The sequence below is a fragment of the Bacillus sp. FSL R9-9410 genome, assembly GCF_038050385.1.
Lineage (GTDB): Bacteria > Bacillota > Bacilli > Bacillales > Bacillaceae_G > Bacillus_A > Bacillus_A cereus_U.
Window position 1 is genome coordinate 785,030 of the sequence record NZ_JBBOTV010000001.1, and the last position, 23,707, is coordinate 808,736.

Consider the following 23,707-nt stretch of genomic DNA (forward strand, 5'->3'; position numbering starts at 1 on the left):
CCCTTATAGAAATCCGTTTTCTTGTAAAAAGCTTGCGGTCATTGAATCAGTTCTTTTTGCGGGCTTTGCAATAAAGCGTTCAATATATTTTCCAATCATGTCACACTCAATGTTTACGATGTCCCCGGCTTTTTTTTCTCCAATTATAGACTCGCTTACTGTGTGGGGGATGAGTGAAATTGTAATTGAAGATTCGTCTATATCAAATATTGTTAAACTAGTGCCATCAACAGCAACGGATCCTTTATGCAAACAATAGCGTAGTAATTCATCAGAAATTGATATTTTGTAATAGATGGCATTGTAATGTTGTTTTTTAGTTAAAATCGTACCGATGCCGTCGATATGTCCGGTGACGAAATGTCCACCGAATCTTCCGTTCGCAGCCATTGCCCGTTCTAAATTCACTTTGGCACTTGGCTTTAGCATACGAAGTGATGTTGCATTCATTGTTTCAGGCATTGCATCAACAGTGAATGAAGTAGTCGTAAAAGTAGTTACTGTTAAGCAAATGCCGTTAACCGCGATACTATCACCTAATTTGACATCTGATAAAATTTGATTTGCGCTAATAGTTAGCTTCATGGCTTCACCACTTTGAGTCATACTTGATATCGTTCCTAACTCTTCTACAATTCCTGTAAACATTCCGTCACCTCGCTTTTTAAGGTTGCAACAATTTTTATATCATTACCAATTTGTTTCATCTCTTGAATTGTTAAGGAAAGTGCATCTTGTAACTTCGAAAAACCAGCTCCGCCAAATAAAGTGGGTGCATTTTTTCCACCAATTAATTTCGGGCTTATATAGGTCACAATTTCATTAAAACTATTTATTTTTAAGAAGTTTGCATGTACTGTTTGACCACCTTCAACGAACAGAGAAAGAATTTGTTTCTCCCCGAGTAGGGATAGGACATCTTGTATTTCAATTTGCTTCGTTTTCATTTGGAGTACAGCTATATTGTTAGATTCATAAGACGCTATTTTCTCTTTATTTACATCCTTACCGACAATAATCCATGTCGGAGCTAAGCCATCTGTTATGACATGAGAAGATGGCGGCGTTCGTAAGTGGGTATCTAAAATAACTCGTATAGGATGTTTACCTCCGTTTGGAATTCGTGTTGTTAAGTGTGGATTATCAGTTATAACTGTATTCACACCGACAAGGATAGCGTCATGCATATGACGATATTGGTGAACATCAGCTCGCGCTTCTTCACTTGTAATCCACTTGCTTTCCCCTGTTGCAGTCGCTGTTTTCCCATCTAAGCTCATTGCTGTTTTTATTGTTACAAATGGACGTTTCGTTTTCATATAGTGAAAAAAGTATCGATTTAATAAAGTTGCTTCCGCTTCAAGAACACCGGTAGTTACCTCGATTCCAGCTTCTTCTAATCTCCTTTTTCCATTACCAGAAACGAGTGGATTGCAATCAAGGGTGGCAATTACAACACGCTGAACTCCCTTTTTAATGAGTAATTCACAGCAAGGCGGTGTTTTTCCAAAATGGCTACAAGGTTCAAGTGTTACATAAACGGTAGCGCCTTTTGCTCTTTCTCCAGCCATGTGAAGAGCATGAACTTCAGCATGTTCTTCACCAGCACGCATGTGGGCACCCATTCCGACAATGACGCCATCTTTTACAACAACAGCACCAACCATAGGATTTGGGCTTGTTTGTCCTGATGTTCCTTGTGCTAACTGCAAGGCAATCCTCATATATTCTTGATCTGTCATTCTCTTCACCTCTCCTGAAAAAAATCAAAAAACCCCAAGGATATAGAATCCTTGGGGTTTGGGAGACGTGATTTCTAGAAATATAGTTCGAATACGAAAGTATAGGAAAGAAACCTAACGATGATTGATATTTTGGCATAAGGAAAAAACCTAGCAAAATATCGAGTTTTTCAAACGCTAGTCGTATCTTTTTATTTCAGTATAGAAACATAAGTATACAAAATAAAACCTATATAAAGAGTCAAAATGAATCTTTAAAAATATGCATACTGAAATAAAAGTGTATTCGCTATATATAATTACTAGAAAACATATCCTTCTCCCATCCAGACTATACTGTCGGCTCTAGAGTTTCACTAGATCCACCGTTTTCACATTGAAAACGGGTCACGGACTTAGAAGCTTTCGCTTCATCACCGCCGGTTGGGAATTTCACCCGACCCCGAAGGATGTTATTTGCTCACAGTATAGCACAAAAAAGAAAAAAGCATAGTAAAAAGTGTTCGAATGTGAAAATATATGCCGGTTTGAATGGGGAAGAAAGTAATAGAAATGTTGAAAGGGGAAGGGCTGTATAGACTTTGATCCAAAGAAAAAACATGCACAAATAAATGTGCATGCTCTTTAAATATTTATTCTGCCTCTGGTGCTCTAACAACAGACTCGAATTTTCCTTTATGCGAAGCATCGCAATAAGGCATGTTTTTTGATAAACCACAACGACATAAAGAAAATGCCGGTTTTGCTGGGAATACATTCCCTTGTGAGTCAACTAATTCCACGTCCCCTGTAACGCGAAAAGAGCCATTATCATTTACTTTAATTTGTACTTTTGCCAACGTTATCCCTCCTTTCCAAACGCTTACTCTCATCATATAATTAGGGAGAGTACTTGACAATATAAAAAAGAGCACTTTGTTTGAGATAGAAGAGAGTGTTATAATAGTTTTTATAACTGACTAGAGTAAGGTGACGAAAGATGGATAAAAAATTACAAACACTACAAAACATTGCAAATGAGCGCACATGGGCATCATTTTTGAATGATAATCATCCATATAGTTTACTTCATTGGTCAATCGCAGGTGTAGGACAAGAACCGAAAGATGTTTGGTTACTTCAAGATGAGGTGACTTTTCAAACGACGGAATTCCTAACGCTAGACGAGGCAGTAAAGTGGATTTCTGAAAATATGGAACAGGTTACAGATGTTTTAGCGCAGTAAAAAAACAGGCTTATGCAAGCCTGTTTTTTGTTTCTTTTACATATGTGTTTAAAAATTGATCGATGGCATCTTCATACTCTTCTTTATTTTCATTATAAGAGCAAGCGTGTGCACCATGTTCTGCAATATAAAGCTGTTTATTATTTTCTTTCGCTTCATAAAGTGATTTCGTCATATCAGATAAAATATAGTCATCATCTTTACTATGAATAAAGAGAACAGGATTGTTAATGTTTTTTATACAATCAATTGGTGAAACTTCACGAATTGTATAGCCATCACGAACTTTTAAAAAGGCATTTGCTAAAGGCAATAAAGGCCATTTTGGCAAGTGAAACTCAACTTTCAAACGATGCTGTAACTGTCCATAAAAATCAGAGAAAGGGCAATCAGCAATATAAAAATCAGCACCATCTTCAACAAGTCCTGCATATTGAAGAAGAGTTGCAGCACCCATAGATTCACCATGAATTCCGAGTGTAATATTCGTTCCGAAACGATCTTTTAGCCAGTCAACTACTGACTTTAAATCATGTTTTTCATAATAGCCATAACTTGTTGTTTTACCACCGGTTTTACCATGACGGCGATGATCATAAATAAATACGTTATATCCTCTATTTGAAAATAAGTTTGCATATTTAACGGAATTGATTTTATTTACGGTCACACCGTGGCAAAAAATCATAAATTTATTGGAATGACCAGCTGGCATGTAATATCCGTGAAGTTCGTATCCGAATTGAGAAGGGATGTGAACCTCTTCTTTTTGAATAGCCTTAAAATCGTCCAAATGAAAATGCTTTTTCGTTTCGCGTTCTAAAACTTCTTCCTCTGTTTTTTTCTTCAAGTACATAACTTTATTTGTAAAGAAAATCCCAATCGCAGTTAGTGCACCTAGTATAGTAAACAATGCTGTAAAAAAACGTTTCATACTTTACCTCATCCTCCAAATACCTCTACATATGATACACTAACATTGTATCACAATGATGTGAAAAGGGGAGAAATCGTATATGGTTCATATACAAAAAATCACACCAGAAATGAAAGAAGCAATTCAGGATTTTATGTGTGAAAACTGGGGAAGCTCTATGATGGTCTCGCGTGGCAGCGTACATCAATTAGAAGAATTACCCGGTTTTATTGCACTTAGAAATAACAGAATAGTGGGAATTATAACGTGTGAAGTGATAGAAAATATGTGTGAAATTGTATCGGTGAATAGTTTTGAGGAAGGAAAGGGGATTGGTACAAAACTGGTGGATTGTGTGCTGCAAGTGGCAAAAGAGAACGAATGTAAAAAAGTATGGCTCATTACGACGAATGATAATATGAACGCACTTCGTTTTTATCAAAAACGTAACTTCATAATGACGAATTTATATATTGATGCGGTAAAAGAAGCGCGAAAAATAAAGAAAGAAATTCCGTTTATTGGTTATGATAATATCGCGATTTCACATGAAATTCAGCTGGAGTATATTTTCTGAGTAGAGTGGAAGTTATGTAACAATTTTCAGAAATATAAAACAATAACCTTGACGAATGTTATATTTTGGTTTAGTTTAAAATTGTAATCTATTACCATATTAAGGGGTGACGATGTGGCAACTATACGTGATGTTGCAAAATTGGCCGGTGTTTCAGTCGCAACCGTTTCAAGAGTCATTAACGAAAAAGGATATGTCCATGAAGATACGGTGAAACAAGTAAAAAAAGCAATTGAAGAATTACATTATAGACCGAATGCTACAGCAAAGCCTTTATTTAAACAGCCTTCAACGATGATTGCATTACTTGTAGATAATTTGCATAATCCATCATACATCACTTTACTCCGTTTCGTTGAGGAAATAGCATATAAAGAAGGGTATCAAGTAATAGTTTGTAATATAGAAAATAAGAATAGATACATAGATATGTTGGAGCAAAATAACATTGCAGGCGTTATAATGACGAAATCTGTTTTTCGAAGTATAGGAGAGATCCCACTTCCTTTCGCTGTGCTTGAGGGACGGCAATCTCTTGTGAGCTATTATGAAAGTGGACAGAAAGCTGTTTCTTTATTAAAAGAGAAAGGCTGCCAGTTTCTTGCTTATATCGGTGAGGGAGTAGAGAGTGAAGAAATGGAAGAGCATGTGGCAGGATTTCTAGATACTGCTTGGAAAGAAGGACTTTCTTATCGAGAGGAAATTGTCCAAGGGTATACGAATCAACAGTTTCTTGAATTGTTACAAAAGCATCCATACATAGATGGGGTTGTAGCTTCAAGTGATAAGGTCGCTATTGAGCTAATCAGGGCGGCGAAAACTCTTAATATTCATATACCAGATAAGTTGCAAATCATTGGATTTAACGGGAGTGTAGAGGGCGAATGGATAAGTCCATCATTAACGACGATTGGAAGTTATATCGAAGAAAATGGGGAAATAGCTTTTCAGCAGTTAATAGGAAAAATAAAGAAGAAACAAGTGGAACAAGAAGAAGTGGAAACAGAATTTAGATGCATTGAGAGAGAAACAACAAAGTAAAAGGTGCGTTTTTAAAACGCACCTTTTATAGTGTAATTGCGGCAATAAAGCCGAATATAAGTAACGGTATATTATAGTGTAGAAATGTTGGGACACATGTATCCCATATATGATGGTGCTGACCATCAACATTTAAACCGGACGTTGGTCCAAGTGTACTATCAGATGCTGGAGAACCTGCATCACCAAGTGCACCAGCTGTACCGATAATTGCGATTGTTGCCATTGGACTAAATCCGAGCTGGACGCATAACGGTACAAAAATTGTTGTTAAGATTGGGATGGTTGAAAAGGAAGAACCAATTCCCATCGTAACGAGAAGTCCAATAACGAGCATAAGAAATGCAGCAAGCGGTTTATTATTTCCGATTATATGCGCACTCGTTTGCACAAGAGATTCAACATGTCCAGTTTTTCGAAGAACAGCGCCAAATCCTGCGGCAGAAATCATAACAAATCCGATAAAGGACATCATACGCATTCCGCTCGTTAAAATAGCATCGGCTTCTTTAAGAGGGAGACTACCGCTAACTGATAAGACGATAATACCTGCTAAAGCACCAAAAATCATTGATTCTGTTGCTAATTGCACAGTTAATGTAGCGAGTATTGATAATAAACCAAAAGTAATGCTTCTTTTCGTATAGGGAACGATTTCATTCTGTGCAGCATGAATTTGTTCTGTTTCATATGTACGTGGTTTTCGGTATGTAATGAAAACCGCTACACATAATCCGATAATCATACCGATTGCTGGAATAGTCATCGCTTTTGGAATAAGTGCGACATCAAATGTAAGACCGCTTTGCGCAGCATTTGTTTGTAATACGTCATGATAAATTTTTCCGAATCCTGCGGGGACCCACATGTAAGGGGTAATTAATCCAAATGTAATAAGACATGTTACAAGCCTACGATCCACCCTCAGCTCATTTAATACTTTTAAAAGTGCTGGAATTAAGATTGGGATGAAGGCGATATGAACAGGGATAATATTTTGTGAGAAACAAGCCATTGTTAAAATGATAAATAATATAAGTATTTTAGAATAGACTTGTTTTTTCGTGTCTTGTTCGTTGCCGATCCATTTTAAAGCTGATTGGATCATTGCATCAGGAAGTCCTGTTTTTGAAAGGGAAATAGCAAATCCACCGAGCATTGCGTAGCTTAATGCGATAGGAGCACTGTTCCCAAGACCGGCTGTAAAAGTACTAATTGTTTCTGAAATACCGAGTCCGCCGATAAGTCCGCCTGTTAAAGCTCCAACGATAATGGCGACAATGACTTGGACACGTAACAAACTAAGCAGTAGCATGACTGCTACTGCGATGAGTACAGCGTTCATAATAAATGTAATCTCCCTAATTTTTATTCTGTTAAGGCAAGCAAATGTTTGTAGTGACATATACTTGCGACATATCATTATAAAATGTTTTCTATGAAATGTAAAAGAGCCTTTCGTTATGTATGTTGAAAAGATAGTTCTTGTTTAATTGATTGTAAAGATTTGGCGAATAGTTCAGGCTCTTCTAAATCTGGAGAATGTGCCGAGTTTGGAAACCAAACCATCTTTTTAATAGGAGCTTGAATGGTATCGCAATATTGTTGAACGAGTGCATAAGGAGTTTGATAATCATAGCGACCAGAACAAAAATAAACAGGAACAGATAAACTTGAAGTAGACGAAAAGAAATCGATTGTCAGCATCTCTTCCCATAAAACTCCGGATTTTAAATTTCCTGCGAGAAATTTGAACCAATCTAATAGCGTATATTCAGGAGAAAAGAAACCTTTTCGTATGAAAGAAAAGGAAGATCCGTTTTGTATTGCTCCTCCAAACGTACCAAGCCACTTTCTTTGAATAATGAGGCGTCTCGTATCTAAAAAGGGTGGTTTCCCTAATTTTAAAAGAGAAGCTAATGCCTTTTTATGGTCATGCTTTTTGGCAGAGCTAATTAAATGTTGATATAGTAATTCTTCATTTTGCTTCATATGTACGATTTGACCGATGCCGATGTATGCTTCTATATATTCGGGACATTGATTAGCGATTTGTAGTCCGATAATACTTCCCCAAGAATGACCAGCGAGAAATAGTTTTTGTTTATTAAAGCGTTTGAGAAGATATTGAATAACCTTTTTTGCATCTGAAAAAAATTGATCAATCGTAAAATTTGTTTGGATATCCCGCCATAAAAAGGATTTACCTGCCCCTCGCTGGTCCCAATTAATAACGATAAAGTGCTTTTCTAACTCTTTTTGAAAATGGCGAATAAAGCCAATTTGAGCCATACCAGGTCCACCGTGACAGCATAATAAAATAGGCTGTTCCACGTTTTGTCCGCGTATAAGGAGAGATTGTTTCCGGTCATTAATCATAACGCTTTCTATCGTAGCGATACTGTTAGGGATTAATTGCTTCTTTTCGTTATAAAACCGAGGGGTATGGCTACGAAAAAGCATATGTAACCCTCCTTTTCTTAAATGGTATGAATCGCACAGGCTCTTTCTTTTGCATATACTACTAGAAAATCATTGTATCATAACATACTGGTTTGATTTCAAGTTTAGGCGATTAAGAGAGGAGGGAGAATGTGACGATTGGAGAAATTATTGATTCTTTAAATAGACGCGAATCAATCGCTATTATAGCGAAACGGCTTGAAATGAGCCCATATACATTATCAAAGAAATTAAGGGTGATTGGATATGAATATGATGGAGAGCAGAAAAAACGTATCTTTATAGGTGATGGTGAAGAGCCACGTCATTTGCAAATCCAAGAAGCTACTGCCCTTCAATATGCAAAAACTGACTATCAATTACTAATTTATGAACAATTACAAAGCATTTATGAATTGTTAAGAAAAAGAGGAGAAGTAAGTGTTCAAATTATAAGTAAGAGCACAGAGAAAAAGAAACGAACCTTTTCGATTAATATAGAAGTATTAGCAAGACTAGATGTTATATCGGAATCGAAAGGGATTCAAAAGTCTAAAATTGTAGAAGAAGCACTACAGGAATTTTTGCAACGGTATGATGTTAATCATGAAACGTATCCAGAGAAATAAAAGAAAGGATACTATGTTCCATATAAGAGCGTGTATCCTTTTTGTCTTATTTTATTTTTTGTTTCGAAAATTAATATAGGAATCAAACGGCATAATTTTGTTCATCAGCTGCTGCGCGCCGAAATGTTTCTTTCCTTTGTTGATTTGTCGCTTCGTCTGCAATTTCTAAGTAAAAATCAACTTTTCGTTGCTCATCTTGCCGAATTTCAAGGATTTGATTTCGTTCATTTATGTCTGGAGCTAAATTAGCTAATCTAGCATAATAATGAATGGCGCTATATTCTCCGTTAATTGCTTTCTCAATACTACGAATGAGTTTGTCGTTTTGTCGATATAATGTATCGTCATTGTTTGATAGAAATACATACAAATCCTCCCATTATAGTTTTCTATATACTACGAGGAAACAAGGGGCTATGTGCTTATCCTTTACTGCACTAGAAGAATGACAATACGTATGACTCTAAAAGAAGAAGCTCCTTGCATATAAAAAGGAGCTTCTTCTTTCGAGTGTCACGCACTAGTTTGAATAGTATTTAGTTGATTTTTTGAATACGTCCATCAATAATTGGTTGAATTGGCTCTTTTACTTGTTTTACATAATCGACTAGTGCTTCAAAGTCATTTGGACCAGTTTCTGCATTTTTACCATTTTTAAATGATACGAATCCATCACCGCCAGAAGTTAAGAAAGCATTTGCAACTACGCTATACGTTTTGGATGGAGATAATTCTTCTCCATTTGTTAGGCGTATAGTCGTAACCTTCTCACCGTTTGGTTTGCTTGCATTCCAAGTATAGTGGATACCTGAAATTTGAAGCATTCTCGTTGTACCTTTTTGCCATTGTTGATTTAAAATATCGCGAATGTCTTGACCTGTTAAATCTACTTTAATCAATTGATTTCCAAAAGGTTGAATGCCGTACAATTCGCCCCATGTAATATCGCCAGCGTCTAAGTCATTACGAATGCCGCCAGGATTCATAAGTGCGATTTGAGTTTGCATAGTTTGGCGCTGGGCATCCGCAACTAAATTTCCAAGTGTAGATTCACCAGCATCGTTTTGTTTACGGTCAATAGGTGCTGTAGATTTTCCGACAACTTCATTTACAAGCGGTGCAATTTTTTCTTTATATTGATCTAACTTTTGTTTTACTTGTTTATCGGGCTCGACACCTTCATGATATGTTGTAACAACTTCAGCTTTTTTCTTCACAATATCTTTTGTTTTTCTATCAATCGTTACATCTACATCAGAGAAAGCCATCCCATAAGAGTTCGCTTGTACGATAAGCTTATTATTAACAGTACCATTTACATACGTATGACTATGTCCACCGAAAATAACATCAACTTCTGAATCCGTTTCATTTGCAATACGAGTAAGGTCACCGTTTGTTACACCAGTGTCATCAGTTGTACCTCCAACGTGTGCAAGGACTACAATAGATTTAACACCGAGACGCTTTAATTGCTGAGTAGATTTATTAATAGCTTCTACTTCATCAGTAATTTGTACATTCTTTAGCATAGTTGGCATAACGACATTCGGTGTATCCGTTGTAACAACTCCGATGAAACCTACAGGAACTCCATCTACCATTTTTACAGTAAATGGTGGTAAAAATAAGCGGCCAGTTGATTTATTATAGAAGTTTGCAGCAACATAAGGGAAGTTTGCTCCTTTGAAATTCCCTGTTTTTTCATGATATCCACCATAAATGAGGCGTCGCATTTCATCAATGCCTTCATCAAATTCATGATTTCCAATTGTACCAACATCAAACTTTAAGTCATTTAAAAATTCAATAGTTGGTTCGTCCTGTAATAAAGCAGAAACTGGTGGGCTAGCTCCGACGATATCTCCAGCATGTACAAGAAGTGTATTAGGGTTTTGTTTTTTGCGTTCTTTTAAATAAGTAGCTAAGTAATCAGCACCACCAGCTTCTTTATTGTTAATTTTTTTTACAGTATCTAGTTGTCCATGGAAATCATTAATACCAAGCATTTGTACGTCTATGTACCGGTTTTGTTCGGCAGGAGCCTGAGATGGAGGAACGGCGAATACGCTTGAAAAAGTAATAGTGCTTAAAACAGCAACAGCAGGAATAATTTTTTTCCACATAATTAATTTCTCCTTTTTTTATAATCTGACATCATACGACATAATTTTAATAGATTACTAGGATTATATCCACAAAAAAATTTAGTTTTTTCGAAAAATTAACACATTTACAAAAAAGAATAATAGAGAATCGGGGAGTCACGTATCTTTTTTATTGTCGATTTCGCCGTGTATCCTCTATAATGGAGAAAAAAGTAAAAGGTGAATAGTATGAAGAAAAAGAAGCAAAGACAAACACAAACACAAAGACACTCTCAAATGAATCAACCAGAGAAAGAATCACTTACACTAGGTGATCAATTGAATGATTCGCTCATGCAACAATTAAAGAATAAGAAAAAAGAGTTGCAAGTGAGAGAAGAGAAAAAAGAGGCAGCAGAACAAGAAAGAAAGCGTAAGGAACAAAAAGAACGTGAAAAGAATAAATCATTTGAAGAACTGTTAAGTGAAAGTAGCCTTACTTGGAAAGACTTTAAATAATAAAAAGATGATCAGTGAAATGCCGCTGATCATTTTTTTGACGAGTTTATAAGAAAAGGGGAGTTAGAATGAGGAAAATTGTAGTCGTTCCGTATGAAAATCATTGGAGTGAGAAATTCCAAATGGAAGCCGAAAGATTAAAAGTGGCGATGCCAGAAACGGTAAAAATTCATCATATTGGTAGTACATCAGTGCCAGGACTTGCGGCTAAGCCTATTATTGATATGATCATGGAAGTAGAAAGTATCGACAGAGTAGATCATTGGAATGAACGATTTAAAGAGCTTGGTTACATCATGAAAGGGGAAAATGGTATTTCAGGTCGACGTTTTTTTATTCATGGAACGGAGGAGAAACGCTCGTATCATTTGCACGTATTTGAAAAAGGGAATCCTGAGATTACAAGGCATTTATCGTTTCGTGATTACATGATGGCTCATTGTGAAGAAGCAGAGGCGTATGCAACTTTAAAGAAAGAACTAGCGGAAAAATATACATATGATGGCACGATGTATACGGAAGGGAAAAATGAGTTTGTACGTAATGTTGATGAAAAAGCGAAAGAATGGAAAGGAAATAACGTGAATGACTGAGTTCACGTTATTTTTTAAATGTGTATAAAAGTATTATGTAAACTGTACGTATGTTTTGACTTTTTGGATGAATCTTGTTGAAATAAAGTGGTGGTTTATAAAAAATGTAACATTGAAAGGGAGAACGAGTGTGCATATTCCAACAACTACACTTCATAATGGTGTGAAAATGCCGATGATTGGTCTAGGCGTTTATAAAGCGAAAGAAGGCAACGAAGTTAAACAAGCAGTAAAAACAGCATTAGAATTTGGATACCGTTCGATTGATACAGCAACTGTATATGAAAATGAAAGCGGTGTCGGAGAAGCGGTTCGTGAATCTGGAATCTCGCGAGAAGACTTGTTTATTACAACAAAAGTTTGGAACGACGATCAAGGGTACGAGGAGACGCTCGAGGCGTTTGAAAAAAGTTTAAAGAAATTACAAATGGACTATGTAGACTTATATTTAATCCATTGGCCGATAAGAGGAAAGTATGTTGATACGTACCGTGCTCTAGAAAAGCTATATGAAGAAGGTAAAGTGCGTGCCATTGGTGTTTCTAATTTTCATAAACATCATTTAGAACTGTTATTACCAAATTGCAAAGTGAAGCCGATGGTAAACCAAGTTGAACTTCATCCAATGCTAGCGCAATTTGAATTGCGTGATTTCTGTCAAGGTGAGCAAATTCAAATGGAAGCATGGAGTCCTTTAATGAGAGGCGGCGAAGTATTCCAGCAGCCAATTATTCAGGCTATTTCTAAAAAATATGAAAAGTCACCTGCACAAGTTATATTAAGGTGGGATATTCAAAGTGGGATTGTGACTATTCCTAAATCTGTTACGCCATCTCGTATTAAAGAGAACTTTACTATTTTTGATTTCTCATTAACTGAAGAAGAGATGGATCAAATTAATACGTTAAATCGTAATTTACATGTAGGAACGAATCCTGATAAATATGATACGTTATAAAAACGCTATCTGTACGGTTATAGAAAGTGGTGGGAAAGTTGCCCGAACACTACAAATCAATTAATTTTAGTTCAAAATAAGAGAAATAATAGTTGTTTATTCTCGGTAGATAAACATAACGTTAAATTAGTTCATGAAACAACTTTTCATCCATATAAAGATCAATACAAAGAAGGTGTCTCCAAAAGGTCATTTTTAATGAGCTTTTGGGACACCTTTTTTAAAATTTGATGGCTATGACCTGTACGATAACGTTTTTTTAACGATGTAAAGCATATGTATCAAATTTAACAATTTGCTGAAGTTGTCTATATTCTTCTTTTGTTAAAGACGTTTGTTCCCCAGCATGTACATTTGCTTGCAACTGTTGAATAGAGCTTGCGCCAGGTATAACAGATGCAACATTTTCATTATGTAAGCAGTATTGAACGGCTGATCCAGTTAAAGATTTTTCTCCTATAATTTCTTTTACACTCGCGAGTGTTGTATTTAATTCATCATAAGAATAGGAGAGGTAATCTTTTTCCTTTACTCTTTCTATCTTGCTTGCATTGTTGTTAGTTAAAATGCCTTTCGCAAGTGGTCCGCGTGCGATGACACTAATTTGATGTTCATTAAGCACCTGGAACCATTCTTCAGGACGACGATTTAAAAGGCTGTACTCCATTAATACACTAATGATATTTGAACGTTTTGCATACTCACGAATGACATTTGGACGTATAGAAGAGATACCATAATGACGAATAATACCTTCTTTTTTCAATTCTTCAAAGGCTTCAATTGTTTCATCTATAAGATCTTCAGTCGTCCCGCCATGCAGTTGATATAAATCAATATAATCTGTTTGAAGTCTACGTAAACTCTCTTTTGCTTCGGCTTTTATATAAGCTTTAGAAGGATCCCAAGACCAGCCGTTTTTTTCTTCTGTCCATCGATTTCCAACCTTTGTTGCAAGAACAATTTGGTCGCGTTTTCCTTTCAGAGCTTTTCCAACAAATTCTTCATTTAATCCATAGTCGTATAAGTCCGCTGTATCAAAAAAGTTAATTCCTAAATCGATTGCCTCATCGATAATACGCATAGCTTCAGCCTCAGATGTACCGAGAGACATACAGCCAAATCCAATTTCCGTAACATATAAATCTGAATTTCCTAATTGACGTTTTTTCATAGGTCAACCTCCTTATCTTTATTGTACGAAAGGGGAAGGAGGTTGACAAACGTTTACTTTTTACCCCGCTTTAACGGGCAGTAAGACCCCCACCTCAAAATTCGGCTCATACGAGGAAGTTAGGTGGGAGATTAACTGCCCCCCCTCTGATTAAAGTTTCACTTTATTTGCTGTAATCCACTCTTGTACAGTTGTATACTCTTTGCCATATTGTTTTAGCTTATGCCGAATTTGCCATGCTTTGCCGACTAAAGTGACGCGATTTGGTAAAATGTAAACTTTCATTTCTATCACGCTCCTTTCAATGTGGTAAAATGTATGAAGAACGATTAGGAAATAGAACAGGGAGATGAAGTAGTATGAGTAATCTTGCAGAAAGAACAGTAAAAACTGAACCGATTTTTGATGGTAGAGTTATAAAAGTTCGTGTTGATGATGTAGTATTACCAAATGGAGAAATGAGTAAACGTGAAATCGTAAATCACCCTGGGGCAGTTGCTATTATTGCTATTACTGATGAGGGGAAAATTGTACTCGTTGAGCAGTATCGTAAAGCTCTCGAAAAGGCAATTGTGGAAATTCCTGCTGGGAAGTTAGAACCTGGGGAAAAGCCAGAGGTAACAGCAGTTCGTGAATTAGAAGAAGAAACAGGATATGTATGTGAAAATATGGAGCTTATTACATCTTTCTATACATCACCTGGTTTTGCAGATGAGATTTTATATGTATATAAAGCGACAGGGTTAAAACAAAAAGAAAATAAAGCAGCTTTAGATGAAGATGAATTTGTGGAATTAATGGAAGTGTCATTAGAAGAAGCGATTGATCTTATGAAAGACCTTCGCATACATGATGCTAAGACGATGTTTGCAGTACAATATTTACAATTACAAAAATAAACACTCGCCTAAGGCGAGTGTTTTTAGTTGATTTTTGCATATACACGTGCATCGCGTAAGCTGCCATCGGGTGCTAGGAAATCATTTTCCATTGTACCTTCTAAAATAAATTCTAGACGCTCTGCTAAGTTACATGCGTTTATATTTGTTGCATCAGTACGAATTTCAATTCTTCTAGCACCTAGTTTATCAAATGCAAATTGAATCGTACCTTTAATGGCTTCTGTCATATAGCCTTGTTTTGTATAAGCGCTATGTAGCCAGAAGTGAAGTGAAAACTTTGGAATATCCCAGTTTTCAGGCTTGAGCGTAATAGCTCCGATGAATGTACCAGATACTTTATCGTATAAGTGGAAATCAAGTGTTTCACGAAGTAAAAACTGTCCGTGAGCCTCCCGAACAATTTCTTCAGCACGTTCTTCTGTTTCAGCTGTAATTGGCATCCATGGTAATAAGTCTTCTAGCGAAGCTTGGATTGCTTCATATACTTCTGTGCCATCACCTGGAAACGGCTTACGTACTTGCAAGCGCTCAGTTTGAAATAATGTTGGAAAATCTAATAATAATGGTTTCAAGAGAAATCCCTCCTATTCTCTACTTTTTAGTTTAGCAAAGTAGAGCGGAATTTCAATGCTAATTCGTCATACTTTTTTTCTTTCTTTCATACATTTTTAGTAAGAGTGTGAACGGAGGGAAGGAAAATGTGGCGAAAAACGTGGCAAGACCGTGTAATGTCTCACATACAGGAAAATTCTTCACTATATATATTTAATGCGGTTTTATTACTGATGGGAGTAATATTTGGAGCGATTCTTGTGAATAGTTTACAAATAAACCAAAAGCAAGATTTATCATTTTATTTACAGCGTTTTTTTGGACAAGTTTCTAAAGGAGAATTTGCTGTCGCGGGCGAAATGTTTCGAGAAAGTTACTTTTCGCAATTAAAATATATCGGCTTTATTTGGATTTTGGGGATTTCAATTATTGGGTTGCCGCTCATTTTTATCTTACTATTTTTAAAAGGAGTAGTTGTTGGATTTACAGTAGGTTTTTTAGTAAGTCAGCACGGATGGAATGGACTATTATTAGCATTTGTATCTGTATTGCCACAAAATTTAATTATAATTCCTGTATTTCTCGTAATGACAACAATTGCTGCAAGCTTTTCCTTGAGAATGATTAGGCATCAATTTATCCGGAAAATAACTGAGCCACTATTACCGTTATTAATTCGCTATACATGCTTTTTTCTCGTGATTGGAGCGGTATTAGCTATTGCTTCCAGTGTCGAAGCGTATGCATCACCAGTTTTAATGAAAGAAGTTGTGGAGGCTATTAACAAACAATAAATACTTTTTGAGAATAATTATCAATTTGTTTTTATTGTTTTTCTTTTGACAGGAGCCCTTCTTCTGATATAATGGTGTAAGAGTGGCGAGGAGGGAGTAGTACCGAATGGAAGAAAGAATTGAACGAATTAAGAAGCAATTACATGCAGCGAGCTATAAATTGACACCACAACGTGAAGCAACAGTTCGTGTGCTGCTAGAAAATGAAGAAGATCATTTAAGCGCAGAAGATGTATACCTCCTTGTAAAAGAAAAGTCGCCAGAGATCGGATTAGCAACCGTTTATCGAACTTTAGAGTTATTGTCTGAGTTGAAAGTTGTCGATAAGATTAACTTTGGAGACGGTGTTTCGCGTTATGACTTACGCCAAGAAGGTGCACAGCGTTTCCATCATCATTTAATCTGTACACAATGTGGTGCTGTACAAGAAATACAAGAAGATTTACTTGGTGAAGTGGAGAATAAAGTGGAACGAGACTGGAGCTTTAAGGTGAAAGATCATCGTTTAACATTCCATGGGATTTGTAAAAATTGTCAAGAAAATGAAACGGATGAAAAATAACCTTTTCCTATTTAACTAGGAAGAGGTTTTTTATTTGAATAAGGTATAAATTGGTGAAAGCTTGGCATATGTTGTAATAACTTATATTTTGGAGGAATTTACAATGCGCCGAGCTTTAAAATTAACTTTTGATGGGATGAAAGTATTTTTATTATTTACAAGTTGTACGATTTTGTTTTATTTCGCTATACTATGGATAAATGAAGAATATGAAAGTTACCATCGTTATGAAAAGCCAAAAGAAGAGACTGTAGAAAAAGTATCAGGGAATGAGGAGCCGGAAAAGGATGCTTTCGTAAATAGAATGATGTTTTTCTATGAAAATGGGGAGTAGTGTAGATTGGAAGATCAATTAAAAGATTTTATTCATTATATGATTGTTGAAAAAGGTTTAGCGAAAAATACAGTTGTATCTTATGAACGCGATTTGAAAAGCTATGTGAAGTATTTGCAAAATGTAGAACAAACGAAGACGTTTCATGAAGTGACACGCTTGCATATTGTTAACTTTTTGCAGTATTTAAAAGAAAACGGGAAATCTTCAAAAACATTGGCGCGTCATATTGCATCGATTCGTTCGTTTCATCAATTTTTACTTCGTGAACGAGCAGTGGAGCATGACCCATCGGTACATATTGAAACGCCACAAGGGGAACGGAAATTACCAAAAGTATTATCAATCGACGAAGTGGAAGCATTGCTTCAAACACCGAAAACGGTAAGTGCTTTTGGGATTCGTGATAAGGCAATGTTAGAGTTGTTGTATGCAACAGGACTTCGTGTTTCAGAATTAATTTCATTAAATTTAGAAGATGTACACTTAACGATGGGGTTTGTTCGCTGCATTGGGAAAGGGAATAAAGAAAGAATTATTCCATTAGGAAGCTTAGCGACAGAAGCGATTCAAAAGTATATTGAAAAAGGAAGAAGAGAATTGATGGGTAAAAAAGCAGTAGATGCACTCTTTTTAAACCATCATGGTAATCGATTATCGAGACAAGGATTTTGGAAAATTTTAAAACGATTAGCGAAAGAAGCAAATATTGAAAAAGAGCTTACACCGCATACGTTGCGCCATTCTTTTGCTACGCATTTATTAGAAAACGGGGCAGACTTGCGTGCTGTACAAGAAATGCTTGGACATGCAGATATTTCAACAACGCAAATTTATACGCACGTTTCAAAAACTAGATTAAAAGATGTATATAAACAGTTTCATCCGAGAGCATAGTCACTATGCTCTTTTTTCATAGATTCAAAAGGGTAAAGTACTTCACAAAAACTTCACAAACATTTCGTACATTGTTTTCAGCGGAAGACTAGAATATTACAATGTATTTCCTCTATACTAAGGAAAGTATGAAGGAGGAAATGATGATGAAAAAACTTATTATGACGTTATTTATCGCGATGCTAGCATTGGCTGGCTGTAATACAAACAAAGAAGAACCGAAAAAAGAACAGAAACTTGAAGCTGTAAAAGTAGCAGTTCAAACAAATCCGAAAGAAATTAAACCTGGTGAAAAAACAGAAGTACAAGCACTTGTTACACAAGGAAAAGAAAAAGTAACAGATGCTGATGATGTAAAGTTTGAAATTTGGAAAGCAGGCGACGAGAAGCACGAGATGTTAAATGCTAAGCATAAAGGGAAAGGTGTTTATGCTGTAGAGAAAACATTCGAAACGGATGGAGTATATCATATTATCGCTCATACAAATGCACGTGAAATGCATGTTATGCCAGAAGTAAAAGTCGCTGTAGGAAATGCAAAAGTTGAAGACGCGAAAAAAGAAGAAGGTCATGGGGATCATAAAAGTGATACGATGATACATCTTATGGCTGGTGATATTAAAGCAAATGCTGAGTCAACAATGAAAGTGCATTTAAAGCAAAAAGAAGAAGCATTAACTGGTGCTGAAGTACAACTTGAAATTTGGAAAGACGGCGTTGAAAAACACGAATTTATTCCAGCGAAAGAGGGGAATAAAGGAGAGTATGAAAGTAAACATACTTTTAAAGAGAATGGTGCTTATAAAGTGAAAGTTCATGTAAGAAAAGGCGAACTACATGAACATAAAGAAGAAACAGTAGAAGTAAAATAAAAAGCAGCTCTTTAGAGCTGCTTTTTATTTTTATATTAGGAAATATGTTATAAAATGATTAGCACTTCTTTGCAGAATGGATTACAATAGAAGTGTGAAGAAAATGAGAAATTCTACGAAAATGTATTAAAAAGAAAGCGTAAACATGGTATGATATTAATATCAGATGTCTGACATCTGACTTGGAAAAACCTAGAAATGTTTTTGATTCGTTTGAAAGTAAAACGAAAAAGTTAGAGAATGATTTAAAGCAGTACTGTTTAATAATGAGGACGAAAGATAATTCCCATTGATAACAGTTTCACTTTATAGCGTTTTGAACATACTACAAGAAGTAGAACTGAACATATAGGAGGTTGCAGTTATGAATAACTATAAACGTATTTTCCTAGTCGTAATGGACTCTGTGGGAATCGGTGAAGCACCGGATGCTGAGCAGTTTGGTGATTTAGGTTCTGATACAATTGGTCATATCGCTGAACATATGAATGGATTACACATGCCAAACATGGTGAAATTAGGCCTTGGTAATATTCGTGAAATGAAAGGAATCTCTAAAGTAGAGAAACCGCTTGGATATTATACAAAAATGCAAGAGAAATCTACAGGCAAAGATACAATGACAGGTCATTGGGAAATTATGGGCCTTTACATTGATACACCATTCCAAGTGTTTCCTGAAGGATTCCCGAAAGAATTACTTGATGAATTAGAAGAAAAGACAGGTCGTAAAATTATTGGTAATAAACCAGCCTCTGGAACTGAGGTACTTGTTGAGCTTGGTCAAGAACAAATGGAAACAGGTTCTTTAATTGTTTACACTTCTGCTGATAGTGTATTACAGATCGCAGCTCATGAAGAAGTAGTACCACTTGAAGAGCTATATAAAATTTGTAAAATCGCACGTGAATTAACATTAGATGAGAAGTACATGGTAGGACGTGTTATCGCTCGTCCGTTCGTTGGAGAGCCAGGAAACTTCACACGTACACCAAATCGTCATGACTATGCACTAAAACCATTTGGTCGCACAGTAATGAATGAACTAAAAGATAGCGATTATGATGTAATTGCTATTGGTAAAATCGCTGATATTTATGATGGCGAAGGGGTAACTGAATCCCTTCGTACGAAATCAAATATGGATGGAATGGACAAGCTTGTAGATACATTAAATATGGACTTTACAGGTATTAGCTTCTTAAACTTAGTTGACTTTGATGCATTATTTGGTCATCGCCGTGACCCACAAGGGTACGGAGAAGCTCTACAAGAATATGACGCACGTCTTCCAGAAGTATTCGAAAAACTAAAAGAAGATGATCTATTATTAATTACAGCAGACCACGGTAATGATCCAGTTCACTACGGTACTGATCATACACGTGAATATGTACCGTTATTAGCATATAGTCCAAGCATGAAAGAAGGCGGACAAGAGTTATCACTTCGTCAAACATTTGCTGATATTGGTGCAACTGTAGCAGAAAACTTTAATGTTAAAATGCCAGAACATGGAACAAGCTTCTTAAACGAGCTAAAGAAATAGGGGGATAAACAGATGAATCGTGAACTAATTACAAAATCAGCTTCATACTTAAAAGAGAAATTTCAAGAGACACCACAAGTAGGACTAATCCTTGGATCTGGACTAGGTGTATTAGCAGATGAAATCGAGAATGCAGTAACAGTACCATACAGTGAAATCCCTGAATTCCCAGTTTCAACTGTAGAAGGACATGCAGGTCAACTTGTATTCGGTACACTTCAAGGTGTAACAGTAGTAGCAATGCAAGGACGTTTCCATTTCTACGAAGGATACGATATGCAAAAAGTAACATTCCCAGTTCGTGTTATGAAAGAACTAGGTGTAGAAACAGTTGTTGTAACGAACGCAGCTGGTGGTGTAAATACATCATTTGAACCAGGCGATCTTATGTTAATTTCAGACCACATTAACTTCATGGGTACGAACCCATTAATCGGACCAAATGATTCTGAAATGGGTGTACGTTTCCCTGATATGTCTACATCATATACGCCAGAGCTTCGCGAAATGGCGAAACAAGTTGCAGCAGATTTAAATATTAAAGTACAAGAAGGTGTATATGTTGGAATGACAGGTCCTGTATATGAAACACCTGCTGAAATTCGTATGCTTCGTACACTTGGCGGAGATGCAGTTGGTATGTCAACTGTACCTGAAGTAATTGTAGCGCGTCATGCGGGTATGAAAGTACTTGGTATTTCTTGTATTTCAAATATGGCAGCTGGTATTTTAGATCAACCACTTCACCACGATGAAGTAATTGAAACGACAGAACGTGTTAAAGCTAACTTCTTAGCATTAGTAAAAGCAACCGTAAAACAAATGAAGGGGTGACCTCACAATGAGAATGGTGGATCTAATTGCAAAAAAACGTGATGGACATGCATTAACGACAGAAGAAATTAACTTTATCGTTGAAGGATACACAAATGGTAATATTCCAGATTATCAAATGAGTTCACTTGCAATGGCAATTTTCTTCCAAGATATGAATGAACAAGAACGTGCTGATTTAACGATGGCAATGGTAAACAGCGGCGATACAATTGATTTATCAGCAATTGAAGGGGTAAAAGTAGATAAGCATTCAACAGGTGGTGTTGGTGATACAACGACACTTGTATTAGGTCCATTAGTAGCTGCTTTAGGTGTACCAGTTGCGAAAATGTCTGGACGTGGTCTAGGACATACGGGTGGTACAATCGATAAATTAGAAGCAGTACCAGGATTCCATGTTGAAATTGAAAATAATGAATTCATGTGTCTTGTAAATGAAAATAAAATTGCTGTTATCGGTCAAAGTGGAAACTTAACACCTGCTGATAAAAAATTGTATGCACTTCGTGATGTCACGGCAACAGTAAACTCAATTCCGCTTATTGCAAGCTCGATTATGAGTAAAAAAATTGCTGCTGGTGCAGATGCAATTGTTCTTGATGTGAAAACTGGAGCAGGAGCATTTATGAAAACGGATGAAGATGCAAAGCGTTTAGCAGAAGCAATGGTACGCATCGGTAATAACGTTGGTCGTAATACGATGGCGGTTATTTCTGATATGAGTCAGCCGCTTGGTGAAGCAATTGGTAATGCATTAGAAGTACAAGAAGCAATTGATACATTACAAGGTAAAGGACCGAAAGATTTAGAAGAGTTGTGTTTAACACTTGGAAGTCAGATGGTGTACCTTGCTGGACAAGCTTCATCTTTAGAAGATGCGCGTGAAAAGTTAATCGAAGTAATGAACAATGGTAAAGCGCTAGAATCATTTAAAACGTTCTTATCAGCGCAAGGCGGCGATGCGTCTGTTGTTGATGACCCTTCTAAATTGCCACAGGCACAATTTAAAATTGAAGTAGAAGCGAAAGAAGACGGTTACGTATCGGAAATCGTTGCAGATGAAATCGGAACAGCAGCAATGCTTTTAGGAGCAGGGCGTGCAACGAAAGAGTCTGAAATTGATTTAGCAGTTGGTCTAATGCTTCGCAAAAAAGTAGGCGATAGCGTGAAAAAAGGTGACTCCCTTGTTACAATTTACGCAAACCGCGAAAATGTTGAAGACGTAAAAGCGAAAATTTATGAGAACATGAAAATCGCTAAAGACCACGTAGATGCGCCAACTTTAGTGCATGGTATTGTAACGAAGTAATAAAGTGAAACTTTAATCAGTGGGGGCTTCATTACCCACTGATTATTAGCCTTCACCAATCGGGCTTTTACGGACAGTTGATCCCACACCTAACTTCTTTGCTTTCGCTGAATCTTGAGGTAGGGGTCTTACTGCCCGCAAATAGCGGGATAAAAAAAGCTGAGGAGATTTCTCCTTGGCTTTTTTCACTATTTTTTGTTTATAATAGTAATGGGTGAAATTATGATTAGAATTTGTGCAATAACGAAAAAAAATGAAGTTTTATATGATGTCTCGTTAGAAGAAACGAGACAAGAAAACATCGTATGGTATTGGCTTGATTTATATAAGCCGACGAAAGAAGAGTATACATATATTTTACAAGATCACTTCAAGTTCCATCCCCTTGCAATTGAAGATTGTGTAGAGTATGTACAGAGACCAAAGGTAGATTTTTATGATGGATATAACTTTTTAGTTCTTCATGCATTCGGAGAAGACGGATTAGAACCGCATGAAATCGATTTATTTGTTAGTGATCGATATATAGTCTCTTTCCATTTCTCTCATAATAATGCGATTGAAAGAGTATGGGAAACGCTCGGTGAGGAGAAACGTATTAAGAAGAGTCCTTTACATGTAGCACATACAATTGTTGACCAAATTGTAGATGATTATTTCGCACCGGTTTATTACATTGAAGACCATTTAAATGCAATTGATGACAATTTAACGGGTGAGACAGCAGGAAGTGTGCTAGAAGAAGTATTTGATATTCGTGCGGATTTATCTAAGCTAAGGCGTACGATTATTCCGATGCGTGATTTATTGTATCGTATATTAAATTCAACACGTTTTTACGGTATAAGCGATCATGAAATTTATTTTAAAGATATACATGACCATTTGCTTAAACTGACAGAGATGATTGAAGCGAGCCGTGAATTAACAGCAGATATTCGAGATAGTTACTTTTCGTTGAATTCCCACCATATGAACAACATTATGAAAACATTAACTGTTTTCTCAACTATTTTCATGCCGTTAACATTTATTGCAGGGGTATACGGCATGAACTTCGCACATATGCCAGAGCTTGGCGGGAAGTATAGTTATTTTATTTGCTTAATTTTAATGGCGTTAATTGGCGGCGGAATGATGGCTTGGTTTTATAAAAAAGGTTGGTTTAAGTAAAAAAACACCGAGGGAAATCCTCG

General features: G+C 36.3%; 28 protein-coding genes and 1 riboswitch. Of the genes, 17 read left to right on the forward strand and 11 right to left on the reverse strand.

The window, feature by feature from the left end:
• Positions 1 to 3: 3 nt before the first annotated feature.
• The 3 genes from ribE to MKX77_RS04360 form a co-directional block, all read right to left on the reverse strand.
• Positions 4 to 648: a riboflavin synthase gene (ribE, locus tag MKX77_RS04350; protein ID WP_215554099.1), complete on the reverse strand. Its 645-nt coding sequence runs from the start codon at positions 646 to 648 to the stop codon at positions 4 to 6.
• Complete coding sequence (ribD, locus tag MKX77_RS04355) at positions 630 to 1,742, reverse strand: bifunctional diaminohydroxyphosphoribosylaminopyrimidine deaminase/5-amino-6-(5-phosphoribosylamino)uracil reductase RibD (protein ID WP_215554098.1); 1,113 nt, start codon at positions 1,740 to 1,742, stop codon at positions 630 to 632. The genes ribE and ribD overlap by 19 nt, the downstream gene beginning before the upstream one ends.
• A 310-nt stretch (positions 1,743 to 2,052) precedes the next feature.
• Positions 2,053 to 2,196: riboswitch (FMN riboswitch) on the reverse strand.
• A gap of 178 nt (positions 2,197 to 2,374) precedes the next feature.
• Positions 2,375 to 2,581, reverse strand: coding sequence for a CDGSH iron-sulfur domain-containing protein (locus tag MKX77_RS04360; protein ID WP_001151582.1), 207 nt, complete (start codon positions 2,579 to 2,581; stop codon positions 2,375 to 2,377).
• A gap of 140 nt (positions 2,582 to 2,721) precedes the next feature.
• Between MKX77_RS04360 and MKX77_RS04365 the strand changes: the two genes are divergently transcribed.
• Positions 2,722 to 2,967, forward strand: a complete 246-nt coding sequence (locus tag MKX77_RS04365) for a DUF2552 family protein (RefSeq protein ID WP_341305914.1) — start codon at positions 2,722 to 2,724, stop codon at positions 2,965 to 2,967.
• 10 nt (positions 2,968 to 2,977) lie between these two features.
• On the opposite strand, the gene MKX77_RS04370 is transcribed toward MKX77_RS04365, so the two are convergent.
• The gene (locus tag MKX77_RS04370; RefSeq protein ID WP_341305915.1) at positions 2,978 to 3,901 is read right to left on the reverse strand and encodes an alpha/beta hydrolase; all 924 of its coding nucleotides are present in this window, start codon (positions 3,899 to 3,901) and stop codon (positions 2,978 to 2,980) included.
• A gap of 82 nt (positions 3,902 to 3,983) precedes the next feature.
• Between MKX77_RS04370 and MKX77_RS04375 the strand changes: the two genes are divergently transcribed.
• Both MKX77_RS04375 and MKX77_RS04380 read left to right on the forward strand, forming a co-directional pair.
• Complete coding sequence (locus MKX77_RS04375) at positions 3,984 to 4,460, forward strand: GNAT family N-acetyltransferase (protein WP_215554096.1); 477 nt, start codon at positions 3,984 to 3,986, stop codon at positions 4,458 to 4,460.
• Positions 4,461 to 4,574: 114 nt separating this feature from the next.
• Positions 4,575 to 5,501 carry a LacI family DNA-binding transcriptional regulator gene (locus tag MKX77_RS04380; protein WP_341305916.1) on the forward strand — a complete coding sequence of 309 codons (927 nt, stop codon included), beginning with the start codon at positions 4,575 to 4,577 and terminating at the stop codon, positions 5,499 to 5,501.
• A gap of 25 nt (positions 5,502 to 5,526) precedes the next feature.
• Here the strand turns inward: MKX77_RS04380 and MKX77_RS04385 are convergent, their stop codons facing one another.
• Together MKX77_RS04385 and MKX77_RS04390 are read right to left on the reverse strand one after the other, a co-directional pair.
• A complete protein-coding gene (locus tag MKX77_RS04385; protein ID WP_341305917.1) occupies positions 5,527 to 6,846 on the reverse strand; it encodes a Na+/H+ antiporter family protein in 1,320 nt (439 codons plus the stop codon).
• A 116-nt stretch (positions 6,847 to 6,962) separates the two neighbouring features.
• Complete coding sequence (locus tag MKX77_RS04390; RefSeq protein WP_341305918.1) at positions 6,963 to 7,964, reverse strand: alpha/beta fold hydrolase; 1,002 nt, start codon at positions 7,962 to 7,964, stop codon at positions 6,963 to 6,965.
• A 131-nt stretch (positions 7,965 to 8,095) separates the two neighbouring features.
• Here MKX77_RS04390 and MKX77_RS04395 point away from each other — a divergent pair, with 131 nt between their 5' ends.
• Positions 8,096 to 8,572 carry a ribbon-helix-helix domain-containing protein gene (locus tag MKX77_RS04395; RefSeq protein WP_215554093.1) on the forward strand — a complete coding sequence of 159 codons (477 nt, stop codon included), beginning with the start codon at positions 8,096 to 8,098 and terminating at the stop codon, positions 8,570 to 8,572.
• 82 nt (positions 8,573 to 8,654) lie between these two features.
• Here MKX77_RS04395 and MKX77_RS04400 read toward each other — a convergent pair whose 3' ends face one another.
• Together MKX77_RS04400 and MKX77_RS04405 are read right to left on the reverse strand one after the other, a co-directional pair.
• Entirely contained in the window at positions 8,655 to 8,942 is a 288-nt protein-coding gene (locus tag MKX77_RS04400) for a ferritin-like domain-containing protein (RefSeq protein WP_215554092.1), read from the reverse strand.
• Between the two features lie 166 nt (positions 8,943 to 9,108).
• On the reverse strand, positions 9,109 to 10,698 hold the full coding sequence (locus MKX77_RS04405; protein ID WP_341305919.1) for a bifunctional metallophosphatase/5'-nucleotidase: 1,590 nt from the start codon (positions 10,696 to 10,698) through the stop codon (positions 9,109 to 9,111).
• Between the two features lie 210 nt (positions 10,699 to 10,908).
• On the opposite strand from MKX77_RS04405, the gene MKX77_RS04410 reads away from it, so the two are divergent.
• The 3 genes from MKX77_RS04410 to MKX77_RS04420 all read left to right on the forward strand — a co-directional run bounded on the left by MKX77_RS04410 (position 10,909) and on the right by MKX77_RS04420 (position 12,729).
• Entirely contained in the window at positions 10,909 to 11,178 is a 270-nt protein-coding gene (locus tag MKX77_RS04410; RefSeq protein WP_002033875.1) for a YqkE family protein, read from the forward strand.
• A 68-nt stretch (positions 11,179 to 11,246) separates the two neighbouring features.
• Positions 11,247 to 11,771, forward strand: a complete 525-nt coding sequence (locus MKX77_RS04415) for a GrpB family protein (protein WP_341305920.1) — start codon at positions 11,247 to 11,249, stop codon at positions 11,769 to 11,771.
• Between the two features lie 130 nt (positions 11,772 to 11,901).
• The gene (locus MKX77_RS04420; protein WP_215554089.1) at positions 11,902 to 12,729 is read left to right on the forward strand and encodes an aldo/keto reductase; all 828 of its coding nucleotides are present in this window, start codon (positions 11,902 to 11,904) and stop codon (positions 12,727 to 12,729) included.
• A 259-nt stretch (positions 12,730 to 12,988) separates the two neighbouring features.
• Here the strand turns inward: MKX77_RS04420 and MKX77_RS04425 are convergent, their stop codons facing one another.
• The gene (locus tag MKX77_RS04425) at positions 12,989 to 13,903 is read right to left on the reverse strand and encodes an aldo/keto reductase (protein ID WP_341305921.1); all 915 of its coding nucleotides are present in this window, start codon (positions 13,901 to 13,903) and stop codon (positions 12,989 to 12,991) included.
• A 150-nt stretch (positions 13,904 to 14,053) separates the two neighbouring features.
• Positions 14,054 to 14,188, reverse strand: a complete 135-nt coding sequence (gene mciZ / locus MKX77_RS04430; protein ID WP_000870297.1) for a Z-ring formation inhibitor MciZ — start codon at positions 14,186 to 14,188, stop codon at positions 14,054 to 14,056.
• Positions 14,189 to 14,262: 74 nt separating this feature from the next.
• Here mciZ and MKX77_RS04435 point away from each other — a divergent pair, with 74 nt between their 5' ends.
• Positions 14,263 to 14,802 (forward strand): NUDIX domain-containing protein, encoded by a 540-nt coding sequence (locus tag MKX77_RS04435; RefSeq protein WP_002014941.1) that lies wholly within the window; start codon positions 14,263 to 14,265, stop codon positions 14,800 to 14,802.
• 23 nt (positions 14,803 to 14,825) lie between these two features.
• Here the strand turns inward: MKX77_RS04435 and MKX77_RS04440 are convergent, their stop codons facing one another.
• Positions 14,826 to 15,377, reverse strand: a complete 552-nt coding sequence (locus MKX77_RS04440) for a GNAT family N-acetyltransferase (protein WP_215554086.1) — start codon at positions 15,375 to 15,377, stop codon at positions 14,826 to 14,828.
• A gap of 126 nt (positions 15,378 to 15,503) precedes the next feature.
• Here MKX77_RS04440 and spoIIM point away from each other — a divergent pair, with 126 nt between their 5' ends.
• The 9 genes from spoIIM to corA all read left to right on the forward strand — a co-directional run bounded on the left by spoIIM (position 15,504) and on the right by corA (position 23,684).
• Complete coding sequence (gene spoIIM / locus MKX77_RS04445; protein WP_002111637.1) at positions 15,504 to 16,151, forward strand: stage II sporulation protein M; 648 nt, start codon at positions 15,504 to 15,506, stop codon at positions 16,149 to 16,151.
• 106 nt (positions 16,152 to 16,257) lie between these two features.
• The gene (gene fur / locus MKX77_RS04450) at positions 16,258 to 16,713 is read left to right on the forward strand and encodes a ferric iron uptake transcriptional regulator (protein ID WP_000392654.1); all 456 of its coding nucleotides are present in this window, start codon (positions 16,258 to 16,260) and stop codon (positions 16,711 to 16,713) included.
• Positions 16,714 to 16,816: 103 nt separating this feature from the next.
• Positions 16,817 to 17,047, forward strand: a complete 231-nt coding sequence (locus MKX77_RS04455; RefSeq protein WP_002088473.1) for a YqzK family protein — start codon at positions 16,817 to 16,819, stop codon at positions 17,045 to 17,047.
• Between the two features lie 6 nt (positions 17,048 to 17,053).
• Positions 17,054 to 17,944: a site-specific tyrosine recombinase XerD gene (gene xerD, locus MKX77_RS04460; protein WP_215554085.1), complete on the forward strand. Its 891-nt coding sequence runs from the start codon at positions 17,054 to 17,056 to the stop codon at positions 17,942 to 17,944.
• 143 nt (positions 17,945 to 18,087) lie between these two features.
• A complete protein-coding gene (locus MKX77_RS04465) occupies positions 18,088 to 18,816 on the forward strand; it encodes a FixH family protein (protein ID WP_341305922.1) in 729 nt (242 codons plus the stop codon).
• 364 nt (positions 18,817 to 19,180) lie between these two features.
• On the forward strand, positions 19,181 to 20,365 hold the full coding sequence (gene deoB, locus MKX77_RS04470) for a phosphopentomutase (RefSeq protein WP_215554084.1): 1,185 nt from the start codon (positions 19,181 to 19,183) through the stop codon (positions 20,363 to 20,365).
• A 12-nt stretch (positions 20,366 to 20,377) separates the two neighbouring features.
• Positions 20,378 to 21,199 (forward strand): purine-nucleoside phosphorylase, encoded by an 822-nt coding sequence (locus MKX77_RS04475; protein ID WP_341305923.1) that lies wholly within the window; start codon positions 20,378 to 20,380, stop codon positions 21,197 to 21,199.
• 7 nt (positions 21,200 to 21,206) lie between these two features.
• Complete coding sequence (locus tag MKX77_RS04480) at positions 21,207 to 22,511, forward strand: pyrimidine-nucleoside phosphorylase (RefSeq protein WP_341305924.1); 1,305 nt, start codon at positions 21,207 to 21,209, stop codon at positions 22,509 to 22,511.
• 210 nt (positions 22,512 to 22,721) lie between these two features.
• Positions 22,722 to 23,684: a magnesium/cobalt transporter CorA gene (gene corA, locus MKX77_RS04485; protein WP_341305925.1), complete on the forward strand. Its 963-nt coding sequence runs from the start codon at positions 22,722 to 22,724 to the stop codon at positions 23,682 to 23,684.
• Positions 23,685 to 23,707 lie beyond the last annotated feature (23 nt).